This is a genomic window from Microcystis sp. LE18-22.4A, from assembly GCF_027531105.1.
Lineage (GTDB): Bacteria > Cyanobacteriota > Cyanobacteriia > Cyanobacteriales > Microcystaceae > Microcystis > Microcystis aeruginosa.
This window is the reverse complement of record NZ_JAPZRB010000032.1, coordinates 24221-47171: the sequence shown is the minus strand read 5'-3', so window position 1 is coordinate 47171 and position 22951 is coordinate 24221. Positions and strand designations below refer to the sequence as shown.

The window sequence follows — 22951 nt, the reverse complement described above, 5'->3', positions numbered from 1 at the left end:
GTCAGTCTGTAGAGCGACCATAAGACCAGAACAGAGTAAATCTGTTAAGGCAGGTGCGGAACCCCGCAAGGGAAAGAAGCAGAAACCTAAATCGTGAGGTTTGGGAATCGCCGTCCGTTTTACGGCGGCGAGGATGTCAATTTACAGCAAATTCAGTATAGGGTCGAATATGTTCGGGTTTAAAGGCAAGGACAATTTGCTCTTTAGGAATACCGGCGGCTAATAAATCAGTGGCAATACCGTCTTCGGTTCCGTCTCGTTGTATCCAGATTTTACCATTAATAATTTGTAAATGCAGTAAACAGCCATGTACTCTTTCTCGGTTATCCCAACCTTCTAAGAGAATTAGATAGTTATCAGAGTCTTTGTCAATAATGAGGAGGCGGTTTACCTCTCCAGTAGCATAGCGCAAGTTTGCATAATAACGGAGAGATTCAATAATAATTTTTCTCATATTTTCTAACCTATCCATCTTAAAATAACCTCCTCAATTTCGTCAAAAATTAATAATTTTAATCGTTTGTTGTCTAATAAAACTTGACCAATAGGATCTTCAAAAATATCGGCAAAAGCTTGTTGATGAATTGCTAAATATAAAGTTCTTTCAGATTTTAGTTTTGTCAATAAATCATAGTATAAAATATATTGTCCTAATGCTTTTTCTAAGTCATCGATAGATGATTTGCCAACAAAACTTTTAATTTCAATGGCAATTTTTTGATTGTCTTTTTCGGCGGCAATAATTTTTTCTGCTCCTAAGTCAATATATAAATCTCTTTTTCCCCAGCGAATAATTAGGGGGTCATGGGTAATTGTCCAGCCATCTTTGTCTAAGGCAGTTCTCACGGTATCATGATAAATATCTTTTGCTGGCATTTTTATTATAACTGATGATTATTAGAGATGCAGCGATTTTGGGAATTTTGAAGAATCGGTGATTCGTCTTTTTCATCTCGTTCCCAGGTTCTACCTGAAGCATACATTAAGGCAGAACCTTGATACAAGCAAGTTAAATTGATTTTATTTATCCATTTTTGCCTTGAGAAATTCTTCTAATTTCTTCATGTCTTCTTGACTAGGAGTAAGGGTAAATCTAGTTACACCTGATTCAGTTCGCATTCTATCCATATAAATTCTTAAGGCTTCATCATCTTCTCGATGGGAGAGGACATATTTTCTTAATTCTGGGCGAGACATTTGGTAAAAATCAGGTTGATGATTCATCTTCAAACTCCACATTTCCGTTAGTTAATATGATAAAGCTAAGAGTTTCACCTGCTAGTATATAAATCTCCTTTCTTTTTTCATCATACCGAAATAGATGAATATCGGTATAGAAGTTAGACAGGGTTTGACACATTCTAATGCAAGTAAGCATCTGTTCGGGAGTGGGTATCATTATTGATGGCTTTTTCCTCCAATTTACGAGTTTATACCTGTAATAAGTATAGCATAATACTGGATTGAAACAGCTAATTTAGTGCCTTAGATTTAAGGGAATGCGAGCATCCTGCTCGCTAATTATTCAGGTAGTCTGCTCGCTAGATGTTATATACTAAGCCAGAGCATTGGCACAAGCAATAACTGTTAACTGTTCACTGAATAAACCGTCCTCGACGACGCAACTACCCGCAGCCCGTCGAAGTCGCTGAGGTAATCGCAGTCGCCGCGATACGCAGAACGACAACTCCTGGGACCGTCGCCCCAAGAGCCGCCACGTACTACATATTTCCTTTTTAACAACACATCAGGACACAATTCTTCTTCTCCCTTATCCCATGCCCGACCATCATTGGGCGCGTCTTTATAGTTATCGTGCCAAGGATCTAGACACCATTCCCAAACGTTCCCGTGCATATCATAAAGTCCAAAGGCATTCACGATTTGAAACCTGCCTACGGCCGTCGTCCTTGCACGAGCGGTTTGACCGTAATTTGCCAAAGCCGGGTCAATGTTGCACCCAAAATGATAGGGCGGATAAATCGGATTTTGAATTGATTCTTCACTGATAACTGATGACTGATAACTGATAACTGCACGACAGGCGTATTCCCACTCTGCCTCACTGGGTAAACGGTATTGATAGCCTTTTCCTTTTTCCCGTGACCAGAGTGATAGTCTCTTACAGAATTCCACTGCCTCGTACCAACTAATACATTCCACTGGTCGGCGATTATCCCCTTTATAGGTTGAGGGGTCTGGGTTAAGATCCCGTTCAATTTTAGGCAAAGAAGCTACTGCTCGCCACTGCGCCTGCGTTATCGGATATTTGCCCATCAGAAAGGGAGAAATCGTGACCCTGTGTGGCGGGCGCTCATCTGGATATGATCCGTCTTCTCGCTCCGGCGAACCCATCCAAAACTCACCACCAGAAATTTTCACCATTTCTAGGTTTATTCCACTTTCTAACTCTTCGATTACTGTGGCTGGTAGATCGTTTTCTGCGATAATTGAGAGTTCAATATTTCCTTGTTTATCAACCTTTGCTGTCCAGATAGGAACCTCCTCTCCCCACTGCTTCAGTAACCAGGAAGCTGACAGCCTTATCTGTGCTTTTTCCTTCTCATTTTCGAGTAAATTTCTCAACTTTTCTCGGCTTAAAAATGATTTGTTAGTTGCTTCTTTTTCTAATGTCTCTCGCTCTAAATTATCAATGTCTGAACTGCGGAGGTAATTATATAATTCTTGCTGGCTACTAGCTTCGAGAAAATCTTTAGCCAATTGCGTAGTCTCCACCGTGTCTTGATATTCTTGCAGAATTTTCTCTGCATCTGCTAACTTGTCACCCGACCACAAATAATACTGAGATCTGTTATTTTTTTGCCAGTCTTTGGCATCTTTATCCACCTGTTTGGCTAATTCTCTACCCTTGCGAGTTTCGGTTCGCCACAGATTCAGGTTGTCCCACTTTTCAATTAAAGCTTCATGTGCCAAATCTACCCAAGCTTCTTCTTCTCGTTCAGTTTTTCCCGTCACTAAAAGACGACCTTTTACTAATCCTTGTTTACCTTCAATCAGTTCTTTTAAAACTTTTTGTCCTTCTTGATTATCTCCAGCTAGAGACAAGATAAAGGCTTTCGGTTGACGCAATCTGGTATCTTTTTCCCCATCTCCTATTTGCAGAAGATTCAAGAAAATTCGCTTGATTAAAGCTTTTTCTGTTTCTGTTCGCTCCTGCTGCGGTGAGTCTTTTTCATAATCCTTGTATTGATAGACTTTATCAGCTTGACAATTTAACGCTCCGACTATACCACCTATCGCCTCATAAGCATCTAAAGTCAGCCGATGGTTTGCTTCATCTCGCCTCTGCCAAAGCTGGGTTAAAGCAAACTCTAATAAAGGCAAAAATCCTGGTTCTTGTTTAATATCTTCAAGGATTTTATTGAGTAAATCATTAGTAACTTCATAGCCTTGCAGTTTGGCTGGTTCCGTGATAGCTTCTAGCAAATCTAATCCCCTTAGATCTGGCAGGTATTCGGCGTTATTTTGAATCAGTTGTCGCAGCCCATCGTAACGCAAACAGGGTTCAATGAAATCCGCCCTCATGGTAGCAACAACTGCTAGGGGAGAGTCTGGAATTGTGGCAACTTGAGTAATCAATTCAATAAAGCGATCGCGCTGTTCCGCTAGAGCAAAAGTGAATAATTCCTCAAACTGATCCACCACCAGCAAGAATTTGTGTTTGCGGGGAAAAAGCTCTAATAGCGGTTTTAAGCCTTCGCTGGCTGGATTATTGATACATTCATCCAGCAATTTTTCGCAATCTGGAAAATAGGATAACAGTAGGCTTTCTAACTTTGTCAACGGCTTAAATCCAGGCTTGATCGGTTCGAGAATTTGCCATCCTAATTCTTCCAACCAGGGTATCAATCCCGCCAGAACTACCGAAGATTTACCACTTCCAGAAGCACCAATCAGAGGGACAAAATTTAGCCGATCTAGCTTAGATTTGATGTCTTCCACTACTCGCTTGCGTCCGAAGAAAAATGGGCGTTCTTTCTTAGTAAACGCCAGCAATCCTTGATAGGGACAGCGCAATTCTCCCTTCTCATCTAGTAACGGTTTCACCTCTTTAACTTGAGGTTGCGCCCCATATTTGACCAGAATTAGCGATCGCCCAACTCCCATGCGAATCGGTTCTTGACCCTCCCCGCGCAATTCCCGCGAAACAAAATCAAACAGGCGATCGGCACTAATTTCTCCCGTTTCTGGGTCCGCCTCTTTTTGGGACAATCCCTTCAGTAAAGCGGCGGTGAACAAACTGTATTCCTCATCTTCCCAAGCCACCTGTTGTGACCGACAGGCGGCGATTAGGTAGTAATCTTGCTTCTCCTTAAATGCTGAGAGGCTGCGATTTAATTCCGGATTTTCGGGCAATAACGCCCCCGCATGGCAACAGTCTAGCATTACCACCAGATTACTCAAACTAGAACGCCGTAATAAAGGATTGAGTTCTCGGTCTAAAGAAATGGCATTTTTGCCGTCGGGTTGGCTATCGGAGGTGGCGAGATAGGCTTCCCCGTCACCGATGCGATTGATCAGGCGAAACCCGTGTCCTGAAAAGTAGATCAAGACTTCTTGATTTTTGGTCTGCTCTTCCGATAAGATTTTCTTTAAGGCTTGCAAGACTTCATTCCCCGTTACCTTTCCTGAAACAACTTCGAAGCGTTTTTCTGCGGCAATCCAGCGATTGGGTAGGCGTTCTACATTCTCAAATGTCTTGGTATTCTCCAAGAATTGAGCAACAGCTTCCGCATCTTGCGCCGGTTTGCTCAAAGATGGCAGGAAATCGTAATCGTTAATGCCGATGATGAGGGCGTAGCGAGCCATAGACAGTCAGCAAGGGATAGAAATGTTTTTTATGTTAGGTTATTTTTTGGTAAACTGCAAGGAAAGCATAGGCCCTCCCTTAGATGACCTTTTCTTATCATCACAAGTACGGGAGAGCCAAGAAATAGTTAAGAAAAAAGTTAATTTTCAATTTCTGCATTATTTATGACTCGACTAACTCCAATCCAAATTGACGAAAACACTCTGATTTATATAGAGTCCACCGATGACCTAGAAATTCCTGCCGAGACGGTAAGAACCGAGGGAAGAGTTGCTAAAGGGGTAATTAATGTACCAGATAAACAGCAAATTTTACAGAATTTTCAGACAATTGAAGATACAATTCGTACTTACACTACTTACACTTTAAACGCTTTTCGCAATTTAGCCATTGCCAACATTGAGGAAGTCACTTTACAATTTGGTGTGGAAATCGGCGGTGAGGTAGGAATCCCTTATATTACTAAAGGAACCGCTAAAAGTAATTTAAATATTACGGTTAAGTGTACCTTTCCTAAGCCGCCGAACTCGTCTGATTGATGGTTCAATATTTAACGTTTTCTGGTTCTTCCGTATATTACCAAAATAAGAGAGCCAAATAATCTTGATTAAAGTCTCTGGTCTTGATTTTGGGGATAACTGGGGAATAGATCTCTGGGGAAATCCTCGGCACTTAAACAGGTTTGTAAAGCTTGGGAGGGGTTATTTTTGTCCACACCACGACTGACAGCGATAACGCACTCGGAAAAGCGACCGGGTAATAAACTTTGACGACAGGAATCTAAAACCTGTTTAGAAATCCCTAATTTATCGGGTTCCTTGGCTGTTTCTGTTTCCGTTTGTTTGAGGGAATTAGCGGCAAATAAGGGGGCAGCGCGATGGATATCGACCACACAGTGACCTAGGTCGATGGGACGACGCACTTGAAAACAAGCTTGCAGAGCCAGATTACCATCGATCGGGGTTTTGGATTTAATCATTACCACACAGCGGGATAATTCTTTAGGAATTAATGCTTCTGAACAAGCGGTGGCGGCATCTTGGGGACTGACTCCCGTGCGGACAATCTGACTGATACAGGCACTAAATTGATTATTATTGCCAAATGCGATCGCTGTTCGGTTCATTTCTACTAAGCCAAGGGAAATAGTAGCGATTGCGCTCCAACTAGCAATTTTTTTAATATGGTTTTTCATCGTTCGCTCACACCGAGGATTTTAAGGCTAACTGGCCTTGATCTTAACAGATTCAGAGAGAACAGGAAACACAGAGAAGGGGAGATGGGGGGATGGGGAATGGGGTAGGGTTGATTCATGAATCAACCCTACCTTGAATCAACCCTAGGGAGATGGGGGGATAGGGAATGGGGAAATTCAACTAATACCCCAAAACCCTAACACCCCAAAACCCCAAAACCCCAGGGCCAAAATTAGTATTCTGGTACAGTGGAATCGACTTCGCGACTCCAGGCGCTGATACCACCTTTGACGTTAATTCCTTCGATACCTGCCTCTTTGAGGATAGCGAGGGCTTTAGCGGAACGTCCCCCCATCTTACAATGGGCGATGAGACGATAACCGTTGACTAATTCCTTAATTTTGGGAATTGCCGCACCATTTTCGATATCGGGTAGGGGAATTAACACCGAGTTGGGGATATTAGCGATTTGGTACTCGTTGGGATTACGCACATCGATGAGAATGTAATCATTGGCATTGCTGTCAATTAGTGCTTTTAACTCTACTACGGTCATTTCTGTCATTTTTTGCTGTGCTGCCGCTTCTTGTGCTTTCGCTTGCGGGATACCGCAGAATTGTTCGTAATCAATTAATTTTTCAATGACGGGACGGATGGGATTCGGGCGCAATTTTAACTCACGGAATTTCATTTCCCAAGCATTGTAAAGCAGTAAACGACCACTGAGGGTATCCGGTGCGCCGAGGATAATTTTAATGGCTTCTGTGGCTTGAATTGTGCCGATTACTCCGGGTAAAACCCCTAAAACACCGCCTTCCGCACAGGAGGGAACCATACCCGGTGGTGGCGGTTCGGGATAGAGATCGCGGTAGTTGGGACCGCCTTGGTAGTTAAAAACGGTTGCCTGTCCTTCAAAGCGGAAAATTGAGCCATAAACGTTGGGTTTGTCGAGAAGAACACAAGCATCATTAGTCAGATAACGGGTGGGGAAATTATCCGTCCCGTCGATGACTACATCATAGGGGGCTAAAATGTCAAGGGCATTTTCGGAACTTATGCGGGTTTCGTACAAATCCACCTGACAGTAGGGGTTAATTTCTAGAATTCTGTCCTTAGCGGAAACAATTTTCGGTTTACCTACCCAAGAAGTGCCGTGAATAATTTGACGTTGCAGATTGGAACTATCGACGATATCGAAGTCAACAATACCGATTCTACCGATGCCAGCCGCCGCTAGATAGAGTAAAAGCGGGGAACCGAGTCCCCCGGTGCCGATGCAGAGAACACTGGCGGCTTTTAGTTTTTTTTGACCTTCTAAGCCCACTTCGGGCAGAATAATGTGTCGAGAGTAGCGTTGAACCTCCTCTTTGGAAAGTTCGATCGCCGCGAGATTAGGATTTAGCATAGATTAGGTAAATAGTGAAACCTCACTCGATTCGGGCTAGAATTTCGTCTCAGCACGGTTTAGAGACAAAAATCAGGAAGACTCGATCGCTTCCTGGATTTTTAATTCTTTCTATGCTTATGATAGTGTGAGGGTCTGGCTCCGTGTTGTTAATATTAGTTAACTTTCCCCTGCTACTTGGGTGCGGTATTCACTAGCGGAGAGGGTATCAGCCAAGGCAGTATCGGGATTTTCTACCCGCACTTTTAATAACCAACCCTCCCCGTGGGGATCATCGGCAATTAATTCGGGGGAGTCAATCATCGCTTGATTGCGATCAACTACGGTTCCCGAGACGGGAGGATAAAGATCTTCTACCGCTTTTACCGATTCGATCGTGCCGAAACTACTACCCACTTTCAGTGCCTCTCCCAATTCGGGCAATTCTAGAAACACGATATCACCCAATTGATCGACGGCAAAAGCACTAATTCCCAAGGTAGCGATTTCACCTTCGAGTCTGACGTATTCGTGGGTTTCTAGGTATCTCAAATCCTCGGGATATTCCAGTTCCATCGTCTGTCTCTAAATATTTACAGCATCAGTTAGTTTACTAGATCTCTTGGGGAAAATGTTCATCGGCTAGGGCTGTTTTATTGCCGATCGCTGCCTAGGGTTTGGTGAAAAAGTTTTTCCTGGTGGCAGGGTGTGGGGTGTGGGGTGTGGGGTGTAGGGTTTTACCGATTTTGAGGAGGTCAATTACCTAATTTTCAGGGAAAAAGTCCCTAAAATTTTCCCCCCATCACTCCAATGGTCGGCACTTTTTGAGGGAAAAAAAGTCTGAAAACCTTATCCAACCAAGTTTTTAGATTTATTCAGCCAACCCTACCTAGACAAAATTAATTACACCGATCGAACCCTGATTAAACAGCTAAAATTGGTTTAGATCGATCGGGGAACATCGGAACACTGGAACAGTAGGGGTTAGCTGCTTTTTTAGCTCACTTAACAATACCCAGTTTAAATGCCTCCTAGCTTACTTATGTTAAATCCCATCTTAGATCCTCGCGGTGGCGAACATCAAACCATAAGAGCCTTTTTTGAGCCAAAAACCATCGCTGTGGTGGGATTTAATCGCCAAAATCCCCAACTCGATCGCACTCTTTTAAATAATCTCCATCATAATCCCGGTCAGCACCGTCTTTATCTAGTTAATCCTCACCCCGAAAACCGGCTCGATCTTCCCAGCTATAGCAGTTTACCAGCTATCCAGGCGGCGATCGATCTGGTAATTATCACCGCCCCCGCTCCCGAAATTCCCGCTATTATCGCCCAATCTGTCGAAAAACAGGTTAAATGCGCCCTGATTCTCTCCACGGGTTTTCGGGAAACCGGCCAGATGGGGGAAAATTTACTCAGGGAAATTAAAGCGATCGCTGGTCAAAAATTACGCATCATCGGTCCCCATAGCTCAGGAATCAGCAATCTCAGCCAAAATCTTAACGCCACCTTTTCCCCCATCCTGCCGAAAAACGGTTCAATTGCCCTGATTAGTCAAAGTGGGGCGATCGCTGCTGCCGTGCTTGATTGGAGTTTAAGCGAAAATGTCGGTTTTAGTCACTTTATCTCCCTCGGAGTTCTTTTAGATGTGGATTGGGGCGAATTACTCTATTATTTGGGGGACGATCCCCACACCAAAAGCATTGTTATCTACCTGGAATCCCTGAATAATGCCCGCTCTTTTCTGTCCTCGGCCCGAGAAGTTGCCCTAAATAAACCAATTATCGCCATTAGTCGCCACAGTACCGACTTTGACCCCACTTCTCTTTCCCATGCTGGCAAATTGACCAGCGATCAGCTAACTCTCTCCGCTGCCTTTGCTCGTTGTGGCATCGTGGAAGTACAAAGACTGGCCGATCTCTTGAATATCACGCAAGTTTTAGCGAAAATTCCCCGATTTCCCCGGGGAAAACGCTTGACAATCATCAGCAATGGTTTTGCTCCCGCTCTTTTAGCGGCCTCGGCTTTACTGGCGGAAGATGGACAACTGGCAACCCTTACCCCCGCAACGCTCGAAAAACTAGCTCCTCTTGTTCCCGCGGATATTGTCCCCCAAAATCCCATCGATCTGCGTCGCGGCAGCGATCCCGATAGCTACGCTCGCGCCCTAGAGATCGCTTTAGCGGATGCACATACCGATGCGGTGTTGATGATTCTCTCGCCTCGCTTTAACACCGATCTGCGAGAAATTGCCCATAGAATCGCTTCAATTGCTCAAAATAGCACAAAACCCATTTTAGCAAGTTTGATGGGGGGAGAGGGCATTGCAGAGGGAGTAGCGTTATTAAATCAGCAGGGTATCCCCACCTATCGCTATCCCGATTCGGCGGCCCGGGTGTTTAATTTGCTCTGGAAATATGAAGAGAATCTGCGCGGTCTTTATCAAACGCCAATTTTAACCAATTCTCAGGAAAATGGCTCCGATCGAGTTTTAGTGAGCCAGATTATCGAGCAAGCAGGGGATAGAACAATTCTCAGTGAGCCAGAGTCTTTGGATATACTGAAAGCTTATGGAATCCCTGTTATTGTCACTAAAATTGCTGAAAGTGCCGCAGAAGCAGTTAATCTCGCTGAATCTCTCGGTTATCCCGTGGTGATGAAACTGCATTCGAGGACGATTATCCATAAAAGCGCGGTGGGTGGGGTACAATTGCCGCTTTTTTCCTCTATGGCAGTGGTGCAAGCGTATCAAGCGATCGAAGCTAATGTTAGCGCACAAGTGGGTCGGGAGCATTTTCTCGGGGTGAGTATTCAACCGATGTTAGAGATCGATCGAGGATATGAGTTAATTATCGGCTCTAATTACGATGATCAGTGCGGACCGGTGATAATTTTTGGTACTGGTGGCCGTTTAGTCGATATTTTTCAAGATTACGCCACCGCTCTACCTCCTTTAAATACTAATCTCGCTCGCCGACTTTTAGAAAAAACCAAGATTTATCGGGCTTTTCACGGGACAAATGGGCTTAAATCGCTTAATTTAGCGAATTTGGAGCAAATAATCGTTAGATTTAGTCACCTAGTCAGTGAACAACCTCGCATTAAAACTATCGATATTAATCCCTTTTTTGCCGATTCAGAGCAATTAATCGCCCTTTCCGCTTCTATCCTTCTTCATACTCGAACTACACCCCCAGAAAAGTTATCTCATCCGGCGATTCGTCCCTATCCTGAACATTATATAGGTCCTTGGACGACGAAAAGAGGCTTAAAGGTGCTAATTCGTCCGATTCGGGCAGCGGATGAGCCTTTAGTGCGACAATTTCACCATTATCTCTCGGAAGAAACTATTTATTATCGTTATTTTCACCTTGTCAATCTCGATCGCCAAACCGCTTATGATCGTCTTACGCGCATTTGTTTTATCGACTACGATCGAGTAATGAGCTTAGTGGTAGAGATTAATAACGATCAGACGGAAGAACCAGAAATTATCGCTATAGGACGCTTAAATAAACTGCATGGCGTTAATGTGGCGGAATTTGACCTATTAGTTAGGGATGACTATCAAGGTCAAGGTATTGGTACAGAATTACTACAGCGTTTAGTCACTATTGGCAAAAAGGAAGGATTAGAGGGAATTGAAGGGGAAATTTTAAGGGATAACCGCGCTATGCAGATGATAGCCGCTAAAGTGGGGTTTTCTCTTCATAAAACTGCCGATTTTGTCAAAGTGGAACTTGAATTATGAAGCCTTTTTTGATAAGCTGATCACTAATTTTCTGGCTGAATTGTTTGGGCTAATCCTTGCTCTAAAGTAAAGGGAGGTTGCCAATTCAGGGTTTTTTGAATATAGCTAGAGTCAACGGCAAGAGAACCAAGCAAGCGATCGATATTATAGGTGTTAAAAGGGAGATTTTTCCCTGTTATGGATTCTAGGCTATCACCCAGATAACCTAAGAATCTAAGTAAGGTAGTGGGGACGGGTAGCAATTGACAGGGTTGTTGAATTTGTTGAGCAATGAGTCGAATTAATTGGGGAGTAGAAACAGCTTGGTTATCGCTAATTAAAAAGATTTGATTAGCGGCATTAGGATGGTCTAAACAGGTAATAATGGCAGCAACCAAATTACCCACAAAGACAAAACTACGACGATTTTTTATTGCACCAAAAGGTAAGGGTAATCCCCGTTTAATTAGTTTCATCAAGCGGTCCATATTACCCGGATTACCAGGACCGTAAACTAGAGTAGGACGAATAATTGTCCAAGTCATGTTACTATCTTTGGCAAGGTTAATTAAAGCTTGTTCCGCTTGTAGTTTACTACGACCATAGGGACTATCAGGGTGACAGGGAGAATTTTCGTTAAGAATATTATCACTTTCGGCAGCCATAGCATGAATAGAACTGACAAAAATAAAGTGCTTAACTCCCGCTTTTAGCGACTGCTTAACTAGGTTAATAGTCCCCTTAGTGTTAACTTTTATAAATGCTGCTTCTGGATTGGATATAGTCTCATGAAGGATATGAGCGCGTCCTGCTAGATGAATAACGGTATCAATGCCTAGCAATGCTTCTTGCCAATCGCTCATATCATCAATTTCACCCACCTGAATAGCCTTAATTGACAGGGATGCAGGAAACTCAAATTTCTGGCGAATTGCAGCTGTTATTTGGTAGTTATGTTGGTGTAAAGTTGGCAGTAAGTGGCTGGCAATAAAGCCGGTAGAACCTGTAACTAAAACGTTTTTCATTATTGATTATTCAATTAAGTTTAGTAAAGTTTCCAACCATGTTTATTGAAAAAATACACGGCAGATTGAGCAAAGACTATTGCCAGTTTAGTAGAGTTGTGCGCTCCTCTTGCCCAATGATGATAAATATTCACATGGGGATAAAGTATGGTTTTATATTTTTTAGACATTCTAAGGGTCAAATCATAATCTTCAAAATACATAAACATATTTTTATCAAAGTAGCCAATATCATCTAAATATTTTCTGTTAAATAGCATAAAACAACCACTAATAATCGGTACTTCTATTATCTGGTTATAGCTGATATCTCGCATTTCATACCAGTCCAATCTCTTTTTGAAAAGAAACTGCATTTTTTTTGGTATAAAACGTCTAATAAATAAGGTTAAAACTGTGGGTTGACGCTTACAAAGGTATTGGATGTCCCCATTAGGGTAAGATATTTTTGGAGTAATCAATCCCACCTCTTGATGCTTATCGAGGTAGTGAATAAGTTCGGTGATCACATTATTATCAAAATAAACATCTGGATTGATAACTAAATGATAATCATAATTTTTAGCCCTAGTAATAGCTAGGTTATGTCCTTGACCAAAACCAACGTTATTACCATTATTGAAGTAATAATCTATATCGTATTCCTGAAAATTATCGAATATTTTTTTGAATTCATCGGTGGGAGAATTATCTACTACGGATAAATTAATTTCTATAGGTGTGCCGAACAGAGATTTAATTGCTTGAATAACTATCTCTGGGTCATTTTTGTAAAGAACAAGGGAGGCCGTAAGTTGCATAATTCTGGAGTAATAAAGTGATTTTACCGAACTTACCATGGGAGAAATTGCTGGAAGTCTTTCTATGACTAGATCATAGCAAAAGTTGCTCAAATGATCCTTTAGATGTCTCTTAGATGTCTCAATCCTTGCCCAGCAAACACTTCAGGGATTTTATTGTTTACATCTTTCCCCGCAAGTTCGGAAGAACCAATAAAGTTAAACATTAGGGATAATATATTTACTTCTTGTACCTGTGCCAAGGTTTAACAATCCCTTGAGGAAAAACCTTACGGAGCTTATTACGAATAGCTATATCAGCTTGTAGCCACAAGTCTCGAAGTTTTTGTTCGGGTCGCCCTCGAAAAGAGGTGACATGAAAATAGTCTTCACTTTCGGGTGATACGGGAGAGAAATAATAGTTGGATACACAACATCTCGAACCATTATATATAACCGGATTAACAGAATGATATGAACTTTTGTCCGTCTTCATAATTACTAGCCTGTTAAATTTGCTCCAAATTGTTCTCTGAGGAGATTTTAATCCATTGTCCCACAGTTCTAAATTGCCTCCATAACCCTCTTGCCAATCTGGTGTTACATAATACAGTAAATTGAGAACTCTGTAATTCTTTCTGTCTTTATCATGGGAATTATCTATGTGAGGATTAAGGAAGCACCCTCGATCCATCAAGCTAATTCCACCAGCATACAAATATTCATCAGGTAATAATTGAGGGATTCCAGTAATTTCACTCAACAGAGATAAAATTTTAGTATCTTGAAAAGCATAAATAATTTCTTCAAGCAGAGGATTATATAGATTCATTTGAGCCGCCACATACTTAAGCTCTCTGATACTATTTCTTTGACTCATTTCTTCTTTTTGAGGAAAGGCTTCATAAATGAATTGAACTATTTGCTCATCTAATAAATTGTCAATAACACAGCTACTTATCTGGTCAGACATTGCAAATTCTTTTGCCAAAGATTCCCGATTGTCTTCTAGCTTTTGAATAATTAGTTGGGCTAATTGTTTTCTATTCATAAACATTAGTTTGCTCCTCTGGAATAAAAAAATACTTGCTTAACAATACTCAACTCTTCAGTTGCTTAAGTATGGATTAACCAACGTTACTTTACTTCTTGAAGACTTAACATCTTGCCGTATGGTATGATCAAGAACATGCAAAATGTAAATATGATCTAGCCAAGAGGCATTTTTAAAAATCCTTTTTGTTTTCAAAAATTTATAGGGCGATATTTTTCTGGTTTCATTTTCACTATTAAACTCTTGAATTGCCAGGAGTTCTCCGCACCAATCATTATGATAGTCTTCATGTATATCATCAAAATATAAGAAGGTGATAGGAAGATAGTTGCTGGAGTCATAACTCAAGGAGATTAATGCTTCTTTGGCAGAAGAATAGTAATCAACATCAATCACGACATATCCGACTGGAGATTCGGGATTAAGCTTTTTCATAAAACTAGGTATAGTTTCACTTAATTACCCGATGATAAGTTCTGCATTTTTTGGCAAAAGTTTAACAAGTTGATCCCTATTCATCGGAAAATCGCCTTGCTGATATAGTTCAGGATGATCTTTATAATCTTGGGGAGGTGGCATTCCCAGTCCTGTATCGAAACCATAAATATTAAAATCGATGCCTGTAATCGATGAAACTTTTTCAGCTATTTTGCACATATTTATTAGCCCTGCACCCGCCGCTACACCAAACTCGATGAGCGTCACAGATTGTAAACCAAGTTTCCTAGCTTCATCCGCCGCTCTTAAAATTCCGTAGGCATTGTGCTGTCGCAATATTAAATCAAAATCAATTTTTGCTCTGTATGAACCAAACAGAGACACCAAGATTGAGAATAGATTCAAGTGAATCGGCTCTGTCACTCTTTCATACAGTATTCTTTTCCATACATAGGAGTGTTTTAACTTAGTCCAAAACATAATTTCTGTTCCTGTTTTTTTGCTCTGTATTACAACTTACTTTACCATGTCAAAACTTCAAATGTCAAATAGAGGGGACAGAGGTGATTAATAAATTATTTAGAATTACTATATCTGGGTTTCAGTGATTTTGGGCTTCTCGAAGTAAATCCCAAGCAGGGATTGGGATTTAGGTTTTTATCGATTTGCTCGATTTGTTTTTTGTCTAAGTCACACTATTCATCAACATTAGTTGTCTCCTGTAAATACAAGGCTCTTCTAGGTTCTGTGTGATCGGTTTAACTTACATAGGATCGATCTTTGTGTCCTCTGTGTCTCTGTGGTTCGTTCCACTCCCTCGCTAGGAGAAATGTATCTTAGAATACATTTTACCCACCAAACCTGGGAGAGCCAATACAATTAGTTAGGATACTATTAATTAAACAAAAAAAGCTCTAACTTCTGTTTAAAAAACAAGTGTAATTTCGGAAACAAAATTGACAAAACCGCTTTGAGAGAAGTATATTGAACATAAAAAATCATTGTTGATAAATCAATTTTCTTGTTTAGCCATAAATACCAATAATTCTTGATGCCTCCAATTCTCATTGCCAATTTATTACTACTAAGTCCGCTAGAATATTTTACGATATGAGTCGTACAAACATTTAGTCTATACATACTAGACTCGCTCTGGTTGTCAAGGTAAATTTCCATCCACAAAAAATGATCTTCTGCATACTTTATTTGAGGTGCAAATCTGTTACTCATATTTCGTTTTAACATAACAGAGGATGTGTCAAATGGATTGAAAGTTAAAACTTCTTGCTTACCAATTAAATCAAACCTTAGTTGTGTTAATTTATCTAGGTGATTATATTGAGGTAAGACTAAGTAACTACCATGTCCAGATAAACAAACTTGAGGATTAGCAATCATCCAAGAGTATTGAATAGCAATTTTTTCAGGATGCCATGATTCATCTGCATCTAAAAAAGCAATAAAATCCTGAGATGCTAAATTCCAACCAGTATTACGTGCAATAGACGGACCAGAGTTAGACTCTAAAGCAACAACCTTAATCCACTCTTTACCATACTGCTGCTGTAGTTCTTTCAACTTCTCCAATGTACCATCACCGCTGCCATCTTCAACCAGAATAACCTCGGCGGGACGGAGGGTTTGTTTGGCTACAGAATCGACTGCTCTCTCAATTGTATTTGAGCAACGATAGCAGGGAATAATTACACTAACGGATGCTTCCATGTCTCTTAGCCTCAATTAAATACCATAGTCCTAAATGTTCTAAAGCTTTATGCCCTGTAATTGTACAGAACGAACGCAAAGTTAGTAAGAAGGAGTAAAACTTAGGCAATAACTGATGGCGCAAGCGAACTCTAGTAAACTCTAGGTTAGCTAAGTAATAATCTCCAGAAACCCCTCTAGGACTGGCAACAGATAAAATCTCATCAATTGTAACAAAGGTAATACCCCTACTGTAGCAACGCCCCAAAAAATCGTAGTCACCAGCTATTTTAAAAGAAGTATCAAACATTCCCTGTCTCTCATATACTGATAAAGGAACAAACACAGAACTATGGGGAATCATTCTGTAAGGAAGCATCTCAAATCTTCCAGATGCAATTATCCACTTCGATGGCTCGCTAAGGATAGCTTTGCAATTACCCGTGAGAATACTTGATGGATGATTTAAATGAACCTTAATAATGGAAGAAATAGCACCATCAATATAACCATCTCCAGAATTAATCAGTCCGACAATTTGTCCTCTACTCAAGACTATACCTTTGTTCATCGCATCGTAAATGCCTCCATCAGGCTCACTCACCCAATAATCAATCTGGTTTTCATACTTACGAATAATATCAACTGTCCCATCCGTAGAACCACCATCTATAACAATATACTCAACATTATCATAAGCCTGATTAATCACACTCTGAATTGTCTGCTCTAAATACTTCTCGCTATTAAAAACTACAGTTATAATAGTAACTAGAGGAACCAGTAAATTGCCAGACAAATCACTCTCTTCATCATAAGACTTTTTGAAATATCCCTTAGTTCTCAATCCACCTTCTCCTCTTCGTTCTGGATTAGGAGGTAGAAATAGGACGGACTGGACTTTTGACGAGGGATCGTTAGTTATGACTGGTTTCTCCTGCGTCACCAGGCGAGTAGTAGAAAAATTGGGGTCTAGCGTAATTGCGTCTTTGTCTTGATTGACTGGGGGAAGCGTCATAATTGTGATTTAGCAGCAGCTTTCGGGGATTGTGGTTCTTCTCGACTTTGTGTGATAATTTTTACTTATGGAATCGTGAAGTGCTTATTGGGCAAGACTTTTAGGACTATTTTGCCGAAAAAACTCTCAGTATAGACCTCGTTTCCACACAGAAACCAGAAGAGCCGGATTGTAACTCACTCCAACACCTCTGTCAAGGATGGTAGAAAGAGGTGATCGACAAACTCATCAATAAACTCGTCAATTGAATTGGCAGCCAGCGCCACAGCCATTGCTTCTTAGTAATTGTTCTACAAACAGAATATCATTGGCTTGCAGGGATTCAAAAACGGACAAATCTACGGATTCTACTTTCTGGGTAAGCAAACTAAATTCTAGAAAATCTTTACTAACATTAGCAAAGTCTTTTAAAAAATCTTGAGGATAAGGCTCGATCGAGATCAGTTGTGATTTTTGGGAATTTTCTCTAAAATTCATTTTTAAAGCTGCGGCGATAATTTTAGTGCTACCACCCGAGCCAATTTCAATTACCCGATCAGGTTTTTTTTCTCTGACCATAGCATAGAGGACTTCTGCATCGCCACTAATGAGACCAGAACCATCTTCGGAATAACCAAACGCTGAAAAAATTTCTTTATTGTTAAATTCTAAAGCATATTTTTCTAGTAAATACTTAACCAGTTCAGTTTGCTTGTCTAGATGCCATTCAATTGAGCTAAGAGGCCTTTCTTTGCCCGCGTATGTCATAATTTCCTGACGGTTGGGTATGGGCTGATAAAAATGGTCAGTAATTAGGGTGTAGCCAATATTTCTTAAGAGGGGATTGAATATTTGTCTGGCTAGAGCAAATTTAATATTTTTTCTACCCTGTTCGGTTTGCATACGGTTAAGTAATTTTTTCAACATTGTCAACCTTTACACTACTAATATTTACTGTCATGTTTTGTCGTCAAAGCCAACTGGGAACTGGTATCCTTGATCAAACTATTACTAGCTGGTTGTTTCCTATTAAATCTTGACAAAATACTGCTGCGGCAGCCTGTCACCCATAATGGGCAATTTAATTAACCGACCAGTTCAAGACCGGATTCAATGGGCATAATTTGCTAGATTATACCTGATGATAAACTTTTTGTAAAGAAAATTTTTAATCAGCTAATACCGGAAAGCGAACAAGAGTTTTCTAAGGTTATTGGTCGTCCATGCTTGATATTCCTATCCTATTAGCTTTCTGGAGAGTTATTGTACTTTAGCCAGTCAATATCTAGATTTATTCTGGCAAATCTCCAAAACGCTCTCGATAGCGTTGAAGCAATGCTTCTAAATCCTCAGCCCGCATTCTTTCCTGTTGGGCCCGCATTCTTTCTTGTTCAGCCCGCATTCTTTCCTGTTGGGCCCGCATTCTTTCCTGTTCAGTTAGCTCTGACTCCGTGGGCAGTAAATCGCCGGCAAAAGTCGCCCAACGCAGCCAAACTGCCTCAACTCCCTTATACTCCCCTTGCCAACGTACCAAAGCCAACCCTAGCCTTTGACTGAAAAATCTTTCTCCCGTCTCTAGAGATAATGGCTCGTAGTTGCCGTCTCTGAGAATAAAACCCGCCCAGTCTTCAGGATTGAAGGGATCGTACCAGAAATATTCTGGCACTCGCAAACGGTCTTGATAGATGGCTTTCTTTTCAGTTTTATCCTGTGGGGCAGTACTTTCGGAAAGGAGTTCGATAACCACGTCGGGAGCTTTCCCTTCTTGCCAAACCACCCAACTTTTTCTTTCCCTTTTAGGAACCCCCAGGACAGCAAAGAAATCGGGACCGCGAAAGTCCTCGCTTTTTAACTGTGCGGCACTGAAATAAACGAACATATTGCCGCCTACATAGCCATCTTCCCTAGCAGCTAACCAGGGTAACAAGGCATCTATGAGTATATCCATCTGGAGTTTATGTCGTTGGGTTTCCATGGGAACGCCGTCATCGCAGGGCAATTCATCTTGGGTAGGCAGTGAAAGTCGAGAAGGGGAAATAGTTGAAGTCATCGGAGTCACGCTGGTGATGAGACTTAAGGAGCTTTTTCCCCAATGCTAGGGGAAAATATCTAGGGGCTAGAATTGAGACGGGGCAAAATGTTATGGTAATTATAGCCTTCTTCTAGGAAATTAGAGTTTTTTAAGCACATATTATAGGCTTGAGCTGCCTTCAATTTTTGGTACAGCAAAGGACTCTTTTCTCTACAAGACTGTTGTAGTTGCTGAAACTCGGCTTCACCCTTTTTCAGATAGGCATCCACAAGCTCTCGATTGGCCAGATAGAAAGCGATCGCGCCATAAACCTGTTCGAGGGAAAGGAGTGGAAAATTTTGGGCAATGCTTTCGGGCGATTCTCCGTTCAAGAAAGAATAGACAACTGAATCAAGGGAGATACGAGTTCCTTCAATCCAATATTCTTCGTCTCGTTGCTCGATGTACTGCTTTGTTGGGATAGAGGCTAATTTCATAGGAGTAATGTTGCTGTTTAGCTAAAAGGATAAGAAATCGCATTACCGAGTAGGAATACCATTGCTAGGACTGGGGTATAGATTTTTGGAGATGTCTATTTAGGGTTTGCTGAAAAAGTTTTTCTTGGGGGCAGGGTGTGGGGTGTGGGGTGTGGGGTGTAGGGTTTTACCGATTTTGAAGGGGTCAATTACCTAATTTTCAGGGAAAAAGTCCCGGAATTTTCCCCCCGATCACTCCCATATCTGGTACTTTTTGATTTACAAAAACTCTAAAAGTCTTAACCAACAAGGGTTTTACCATTATTCAGCCAGCCCTATATATTGTTGCTGCAACTATCTTAAATAGAGCGGCGGCTTTAGTTATCCTATTTTTCCCTTGCATCATACTTATTTGAAATGACTATATTATCTGAACTAGGAAGCATAATCTGTCTTTTACTTAGCTGTTGCCAAATATCTACTAGGAAGACTAGCAAGAACAGATGAACAGCACCTATAAACTGATGTCTTTCAAAGATAAAGAAGAACTTGGGTAATAAGGGAACATTCGGCGGTTGTTGAAAATCTAAATACTGTTGTGCTTGTACCACATAAGCATTAGAGACTTGGGAATAAAGAAAACAAGCGTAGGCAAAAGCAGCAAATAAAGAGGCCAGTAGGGCGCGTCTGGATACTAGGAAATCCTGATAGTAGAGCCAGATAATACTCATCAGGATAAAAGGATAACCTATATAGAGATAGCGCTGATGAGTACCACTGAGAAGAATATTAAAACCTAGGTAACTTAGTCCATGGAAAAGGCACAGAAGTGTCATTAAATAGGTAGGATTATATTTAGGGCTAATCGCCTCGGTTTTGGTGGCGAGAATTTGCCAAATCTTGATTAAACCTGTACAGATAAGAAAACCCATGAAACCAGCATAGAGCAAAAGCCCTGCTTGGTAAGGACTGATACCTTTTTTCCAGCTACCTAGTTGCAAATCCATAAAAGGTACTCGGGAGGAAGCGCGGGGTTCTAAACCGAGAAATATCCAGATATTAAAGCCATTTCCTGAGATTTTGTCGGCGTGAGCACTAGCAGATTTTAAGGCAAAGAGGAAACTAGACTGAATCAGTCTGAGGGGAACTGCAAATAAGCTATCTAGGTAGAGGAAAAATCCGATGCTTAAAAGTAGAGTTGCTCCCAGCCAGATTAAGCCTTTAGTCTGGTATCTTTGCTGGAATTTGTAACCTGTGGTCAGGATAACTAGGGCAAAAAAGGGTAGGGAAAAAATAAAGGATTGTTTAGTGAGAATGAATAGGACTAAACTAAACATCCCGAGGAGAAGCCAGAGGATATTTTTGAGGAGGGTGTTTTTCTCACTCCAAGATTGGAAGAAAGCAATCGTAGCCAGGAGGCAAAAGAATAAGCCTACGTTGTCAATCTGTCCCCAGAGAGAACCTGCCGCCCAGAGAAATAGCACTAGGGTGATGCTGAAACCGATGATTACGGGGCGTTTGAATTTTAAGATTCTTGCTAGGTAGGTAAGAAGGAGAAAATTGAGAGCGTCAACAAACGCTAGGTAAAAACGGAAGTAGTAGATAGCTTCGGTTTTTTCGCTAATTCCCAATAGGGATTTTATCGCCGCAATTACTCCGCTGCTTGCCAGTACACCTATACTAGGATAGTAAGGGACTTTGGGAGGACAATCCATGTATGTTTTACCTGCTGCGAGACAATCCCCCCATCTACTAAAGAGGAAAGTATCGGTAACGTGGTAAATGGGGAGAAAATAGACTAAAATAAAGGGGATGGCTATTCCTAGGGTATAGGCAAGGGGGATGAGGAAATTATTTTTTTCCCCGCGGTTGGTTGAGTCTAGAAAGTTTTTCATTATTCTCGAAGTGGTTGAGCTTTTCTGGTTCGGTATATTTTCAGATAATTTTGGCGGTTTCCAGGAGATATTTCTCTAGTTGGGCTTTTTCTTGCAGGGGTATCCCTAGCATGGCTTTTTTCCTTGTATTTCTTTCTATTTTCTCACAACTTCGTCAATGAGTAATTATACTCATGCCTAAGGGGGATGCGGCCTGTAGTTTTCCATAATAGTTTAGAGACAGTAAAAAATGGTGGAAAATACTGGTTACAGCCCGGCACTGACGATGTTTTTCAGCAGTCTGGAGTAAGGTTTGATTGATACGGGAGCAAGTGTCAACGTTTTGCCCTAGGATTTGGGTCTAGAACTAGGCTTTATCTGGGAGAATGAAAATCTTTCGGTTATCTTGGCCGAGAACTTAGCCCATTGTCAAGCTCGTGCGCTCGTTGTTAAAGGCCAAGTTACCCCAATTACTCAAAATTTTATGAAGCATTTGAGCAAACACCTGACTTGATCGATGACAATGGCTCTATCCCGTTCTAGCTGTCAATAATTATGCAAAGTCTTTTTCGACGTTCCCTAGCTGAGACCAATTCTGGGGAAGAAGATATCCGTAGTCGTATTCTACAGGCCGCTTTACGTTTATTTGCCGCTAAGGGTTATGAAGGAACCACGACCAAAGACCTAGCAGGAAGCGCAAATGTGGCAGAAGGAACTTTATTTCGTTATTTTCCCAACAAAAAGGCGATTTTAATCGAAGTGGCCACTAGGGGATGGGTGGATATTCTCACGGACTTGCTGACGGAATTGAGCGAAATGGGCAGTTATAAAGCGGTAGCGCAGGTGATGCGACGTAGGGTGTTGAGAATGCGAGAAAATAGCGATTTATTGCGAGTTTGTTTTATAGAGGCGCAATTTCACCCCGAATTAAAAGAGCGAATTCAATCGGAAGTAATTGCTAAAATGACCGATGTGGCCGAGGCTTTTTTTCAAACAGCGATCGATCGTGGTGTCTATCGTCCCATGAATCCGAAAATTGTCGCCCAGGTTTTTCTAGGAATGTTCGCAATTGCCGGTTTTTCCAGTGAAACTATTTTAGATAGTAATGCTTCCCCCTTAGCTTTACAAGAAATGGCCGAAGGTATTGCCGAAATTTTTCTAAATGGAGTGTTAGTTAAGTAGGGTTTGCTGAAAAAGTTTTTCGTGGGGGTAGGAGTCAGGAGTCAGGAGCCGGTCGTCAGGAGTTTCAGGCTTTGTTGCCCTCTTTCTTTGTACCAGTTTATGTACTGCACAAATAATAATGCAAGGTTTTTGAAGGTCTCAATCCTATATTCTTGCACTAACATCGGATTTTAACAGGTCAAAAGCCTTATTTTAAAAGGGTTTTACCATTATTCAGCAAGCCTTAAGTAGTCGTGCAAAATTAATTTCCTAGTCGAGACTCCGAGACTC

General features: G+C 41.3%; 22 protein-coding genes. 3 read left to right on the top strand and 19 right to left on the bottom strand.

Going from position 1 to position 22951, the window contains the following annotated elements; translation table 11 throughout:
* Positions 1 to 136 precede the first annotated feature (136 nt).
* The 5 genes from O9295_RS01570 to O9295_RS01555 form a co-directional block, all read right to left on the bottom strand.
* The gene (locus O9295_RS01570) at positions 137 to 472 is read right to left on the bottom strand and encodes a XisI protein (protein WP_288031153.1); all 336 of its coding nucleotides are present in this window, start codon (positions 470 to 472) and stop codon (positions 137 to 139) included.
* Positions 460 to 876 (bottom strand): element excision factor XisH family protein, encoded by a 417-nt coding sequence (locus O9295_RS01565; protein WP_002758888.1) that lies wholly within the window; start codon positions 874 to 876, stop codon positions 460 to 462. The genes O9295_RS01570 and O9295_RS01565 overlap by 13 nt, the downstream gene beginning before the upstream one ends.
* A gap of 144 nt (positions 877 to 1020) precedes the next feature.
* Positions 1021 to 1224 carry a DUF6887 family protein gene (locus O9295_RS01560; protein ID WP_002758886.1) on the bottom strand — a complete coding sequence of 68 codons (204 nt, stop codon included), beginning with the start codon at positions 1222 to 1224 and terminating at the stop codon, positions 1021 to 1023.
* The gene (locus O9295_RS27655) at positions 1208 to 1399 is read right to left on the bottom strand and encodes a DUF6888 family protein (RefSeq protein WP_465246295.1); all 192 of its coding nucleotides are present in this window, start codon (positions 1397 to 1399) and stop codon (positions 1208 to 1210) included. The genes O9295_RS01560 and O9295_RS27655 overlap by 17 nt, the downstream gene beginning before the upstream one ends.
* A gap of 188 nt (positions 1400 to 1587) precedes the next feature.
* Positions 1588 to 4830, bottom strand: coding sequence for an nSTAND1 domain-containing NTPase (locus O9295_RS01555; RefSeq protein WP_288031151.1), 3243 nt, complete (start codon positions 4828 to 4830; stop codon positions 1588 to 1590).
* A gap of 165 nt (positions 4831 to 4995) precedes the next feature.
* Between O9295_RS01555 and O9295_RS01550 the strand changes: the two genes are divergently transcribed.
* A complete protein-coding gene (locus tag O9295_RS01550; protein WP_002758883.1) occupies positions 4996 to 5370 on the top strand; it encodes a CU044_2847 family protein in 375 nt (124 codons plus the stop codon).
* A gap of 68 nt (positions 5371 to 5438) precedes the next feature.
* Here O9295_RS01550 and O9295_RS01545 read toward each other — a convergent pair whose 3' ends face one another.
* From O9295_RS01545 to gcvH, 3 genes are all read right to left on the bottom strand, one after another.
* Positions 5439 to 6026, bottom strand: a complete 588-nt coding sequence (locus O9295_RS01545; RefSeq protein WP_002736844.1) for a hypothetical protein — start codon at positions 6024 to 6026, stop codon at positions 5439 to 5441.
* Positions 6027 to 6259: 233 nt separating this feature from the next.
* Positions 6260 to 7432 carry a molybdopterin-synthase adenylyltransferase MoeB gene (moeB, locus tag O9295_RS01540; RefSeq protein ID WP_288031146.1) on the bottom strand — a complete coding sequence of 391 codons (1173 nt, stop codon included), beginning with the start codon at positions 7430 to 7432 and terminating at the stop codon, positions 6260 to 6262.
* 159 nt (positions 7433 to 7591) lie between these two features.
* Positions 7592 to 7987: a glycine cleavage system protein GcvH gene (gcvH, locus tag O9295_RS01535; RefSeq protein WP_002798072.1), complete on the bottom strand. Its 396-nt coding sequence runs from the start codon at positions 7985 to 7987 to the stop codon at positions 7592 to 7594.
* Between the two features lie 466 nt (positions 7988 to 8453).
* Between gcvH and O9295_RS01525 the strand changes: the two genes are divergently transcribed.
* Positions 8454 to 11162, top strand: a complete 2709-nt coding sequence (locus O9295_RS01525; RefSeq protein ID WP_288031143.1) for a bifunctional acetate--CoA ligase family protein/GNAT family N-acetyltransferase — start codon at positions 8454 to 8456, stop codon at positions 11160 to 11162.
* Between the two features lie 23 nt (positions 11163 to 11185).
* Here O9295_RS01525 and O9295_RS01520 read toward each other — a convergent pair whose 3' ends face one another.
* The 11 genes from O9295_RS01520 to O9295_RS01470 all read right to left on the bottom strand — a co-directional run bounded on the left by O9295_RS01520 (position 11186) and on the right by O9295_RS01470 (position 21520).
* The gene (locus tag O9295_RS01520) at positions 11186 to 12166 is read right to left on the bottom strand and encodes an NAD-dependent epimerase/dehydratase family protein (RefSeq protein WP_288031141.1); all 981 of its coding nucleotides are present in this window, start codon (positions 12164 to 12166) and stop codon (positions 11186 to 11188) included.
* A gap of 20 nt (positions 12167 to 12186) precedes the next feature.
* The gene (locus O9295_RS01515; protein WP_288031139.1) at positions 12187 to 12966 is read right to left on the bottom strand and encodes a glycosyltransferase; all 780 of its coding nucleotides are present in this window, start codon (positions 12964 to 12966) and stop codon (positions 12187 to 12189) included.
* Between the two features lie 220 nt (positions 12967 to 13186).
* Positions 13187 to 13996, bottom strand: a complete 810-nt coding sequence (locus tag O9295_RS01510) for a 2OG-Fe(II) oxygenase (protein WP_288031137.1) — start codon at positions 13994 to 13996, stop codon at positions 13187 to 13189.
* 57 nt (positions 13997 to 14053) lie between these two features.
* Complete coding sequence (locus O9295_RS01505; protein WP_288031135.1) at positions 14054 to 14434, bottom strand: hypothetical protein; 381 nt, start codon at positions 14432 to 14434, stop codon at positions 14054 to 14056.
* Positions 14435 to 14458: 24 nt separating this feature from the next.
* Complete coding sequence (locus O9295_RS01500; protein WP_288031132.1) at positions 14459 to 14917, bottom strand: hypothetical protein; 459 nt, start codon at positions 14915 to 14917, stop codon at positions 14459 to 14461.
* Positions 14918 to 15331: 414 nt separating this feature from the next.
* Positions 15332 to 16162 carry a glycosyltransferase family 2 protein gene (locus O9295_RS01495; RefSeq protein ID WP_288031129.1) on the bottom strand — a complete coding sequence of 277 codons (831 nt, stop codon included), beginning with the start codon at positions 16160 to 16162 and terminating at the stop codon, positions 15332 to 15334.
* The gene (locus O9295_RS01490; protein WP_288031127.1) at positions 16146 to 17159 is read right to left on the bottom strand and encodes a glycosyltransferase family 2 protein; all 1014 of its coding nucleotides are present in this window, start codon (positions 17157 to 17159) and stop codon (positions 16146 to 16148) included. The genes O9295_RS01495 and O9295_RS01490 overlap by 17 nt, the downstream gene beginning before the upstream one ends.
* A 240-nt stretch (positions 17160 to 17399) precedes the next feature.
* Positions 17400 to 18065, bottom strand: a complete 666-nt coding sequence (locus tag O9295_RS01485; RefSeq protein ID WP_288031125.1) for an O-methyltransferase — start codon at positions 18063 to 18065, stop codon at positions 17400 to 17402.
* A 364-nt stretch (positions 18066 to 18429) separates the two neighbouring features.
* The gene (locus O9295_RS01480) at positions 18430 to 19188 is read right to left on the bottom strand and encodes a Uma2 family endonuclease (protein ID WP_288031123.1); all 759 of its coding nucleotides are present in this window, start codon (positions 19186 to 19188) and stop codon (positions 18430 to 18432) included.
* Positions 19189 to 19247: 59 nt separating this feature from the next.
* The gene (locus tag O9295_RS01475; RefSeq protein WP_288031121.1) at positions 19248 to 19646 is read right to left on the bottom strand and encodes a DUF433 domain-containing protein; all 399 of its coding nucleotides are present in this window, start codon (positions 19644 to 19646) and stop codon (positions 19248 to 19250) included.
* A 365-nt stretch (positions 19647 to 20011) separates the two neighbouring features.
* On the bottom strand, positions 20012 to 21520 hold the full coding sequence (locus O9295_RS01470; RefSeq protein WP_288031119.1) for a hypothetical protein: 1509 nt from the start codon (positions 21518 to 21520) through the stop codon (positions 20012 to 20014).
* A gap of 534 nt (positions 21521 to 22054) precedes the next feature.
* Between O9295_RS01470 and O9295_RS01465 the strand changes: the two genes are divergently transcribed.
* Entirely contained in the window at positions 22055 to 22681 is a 627-nt protein-coding gene (locus O9295_RS01465; RefSeq protein WP_147069121.1) for a TetR/AcrR family transcriptional regulator, read from the top strand.
* The last annotated feature ends 270 nt before the right edge of the window (positions 22682 to 22951 follow it).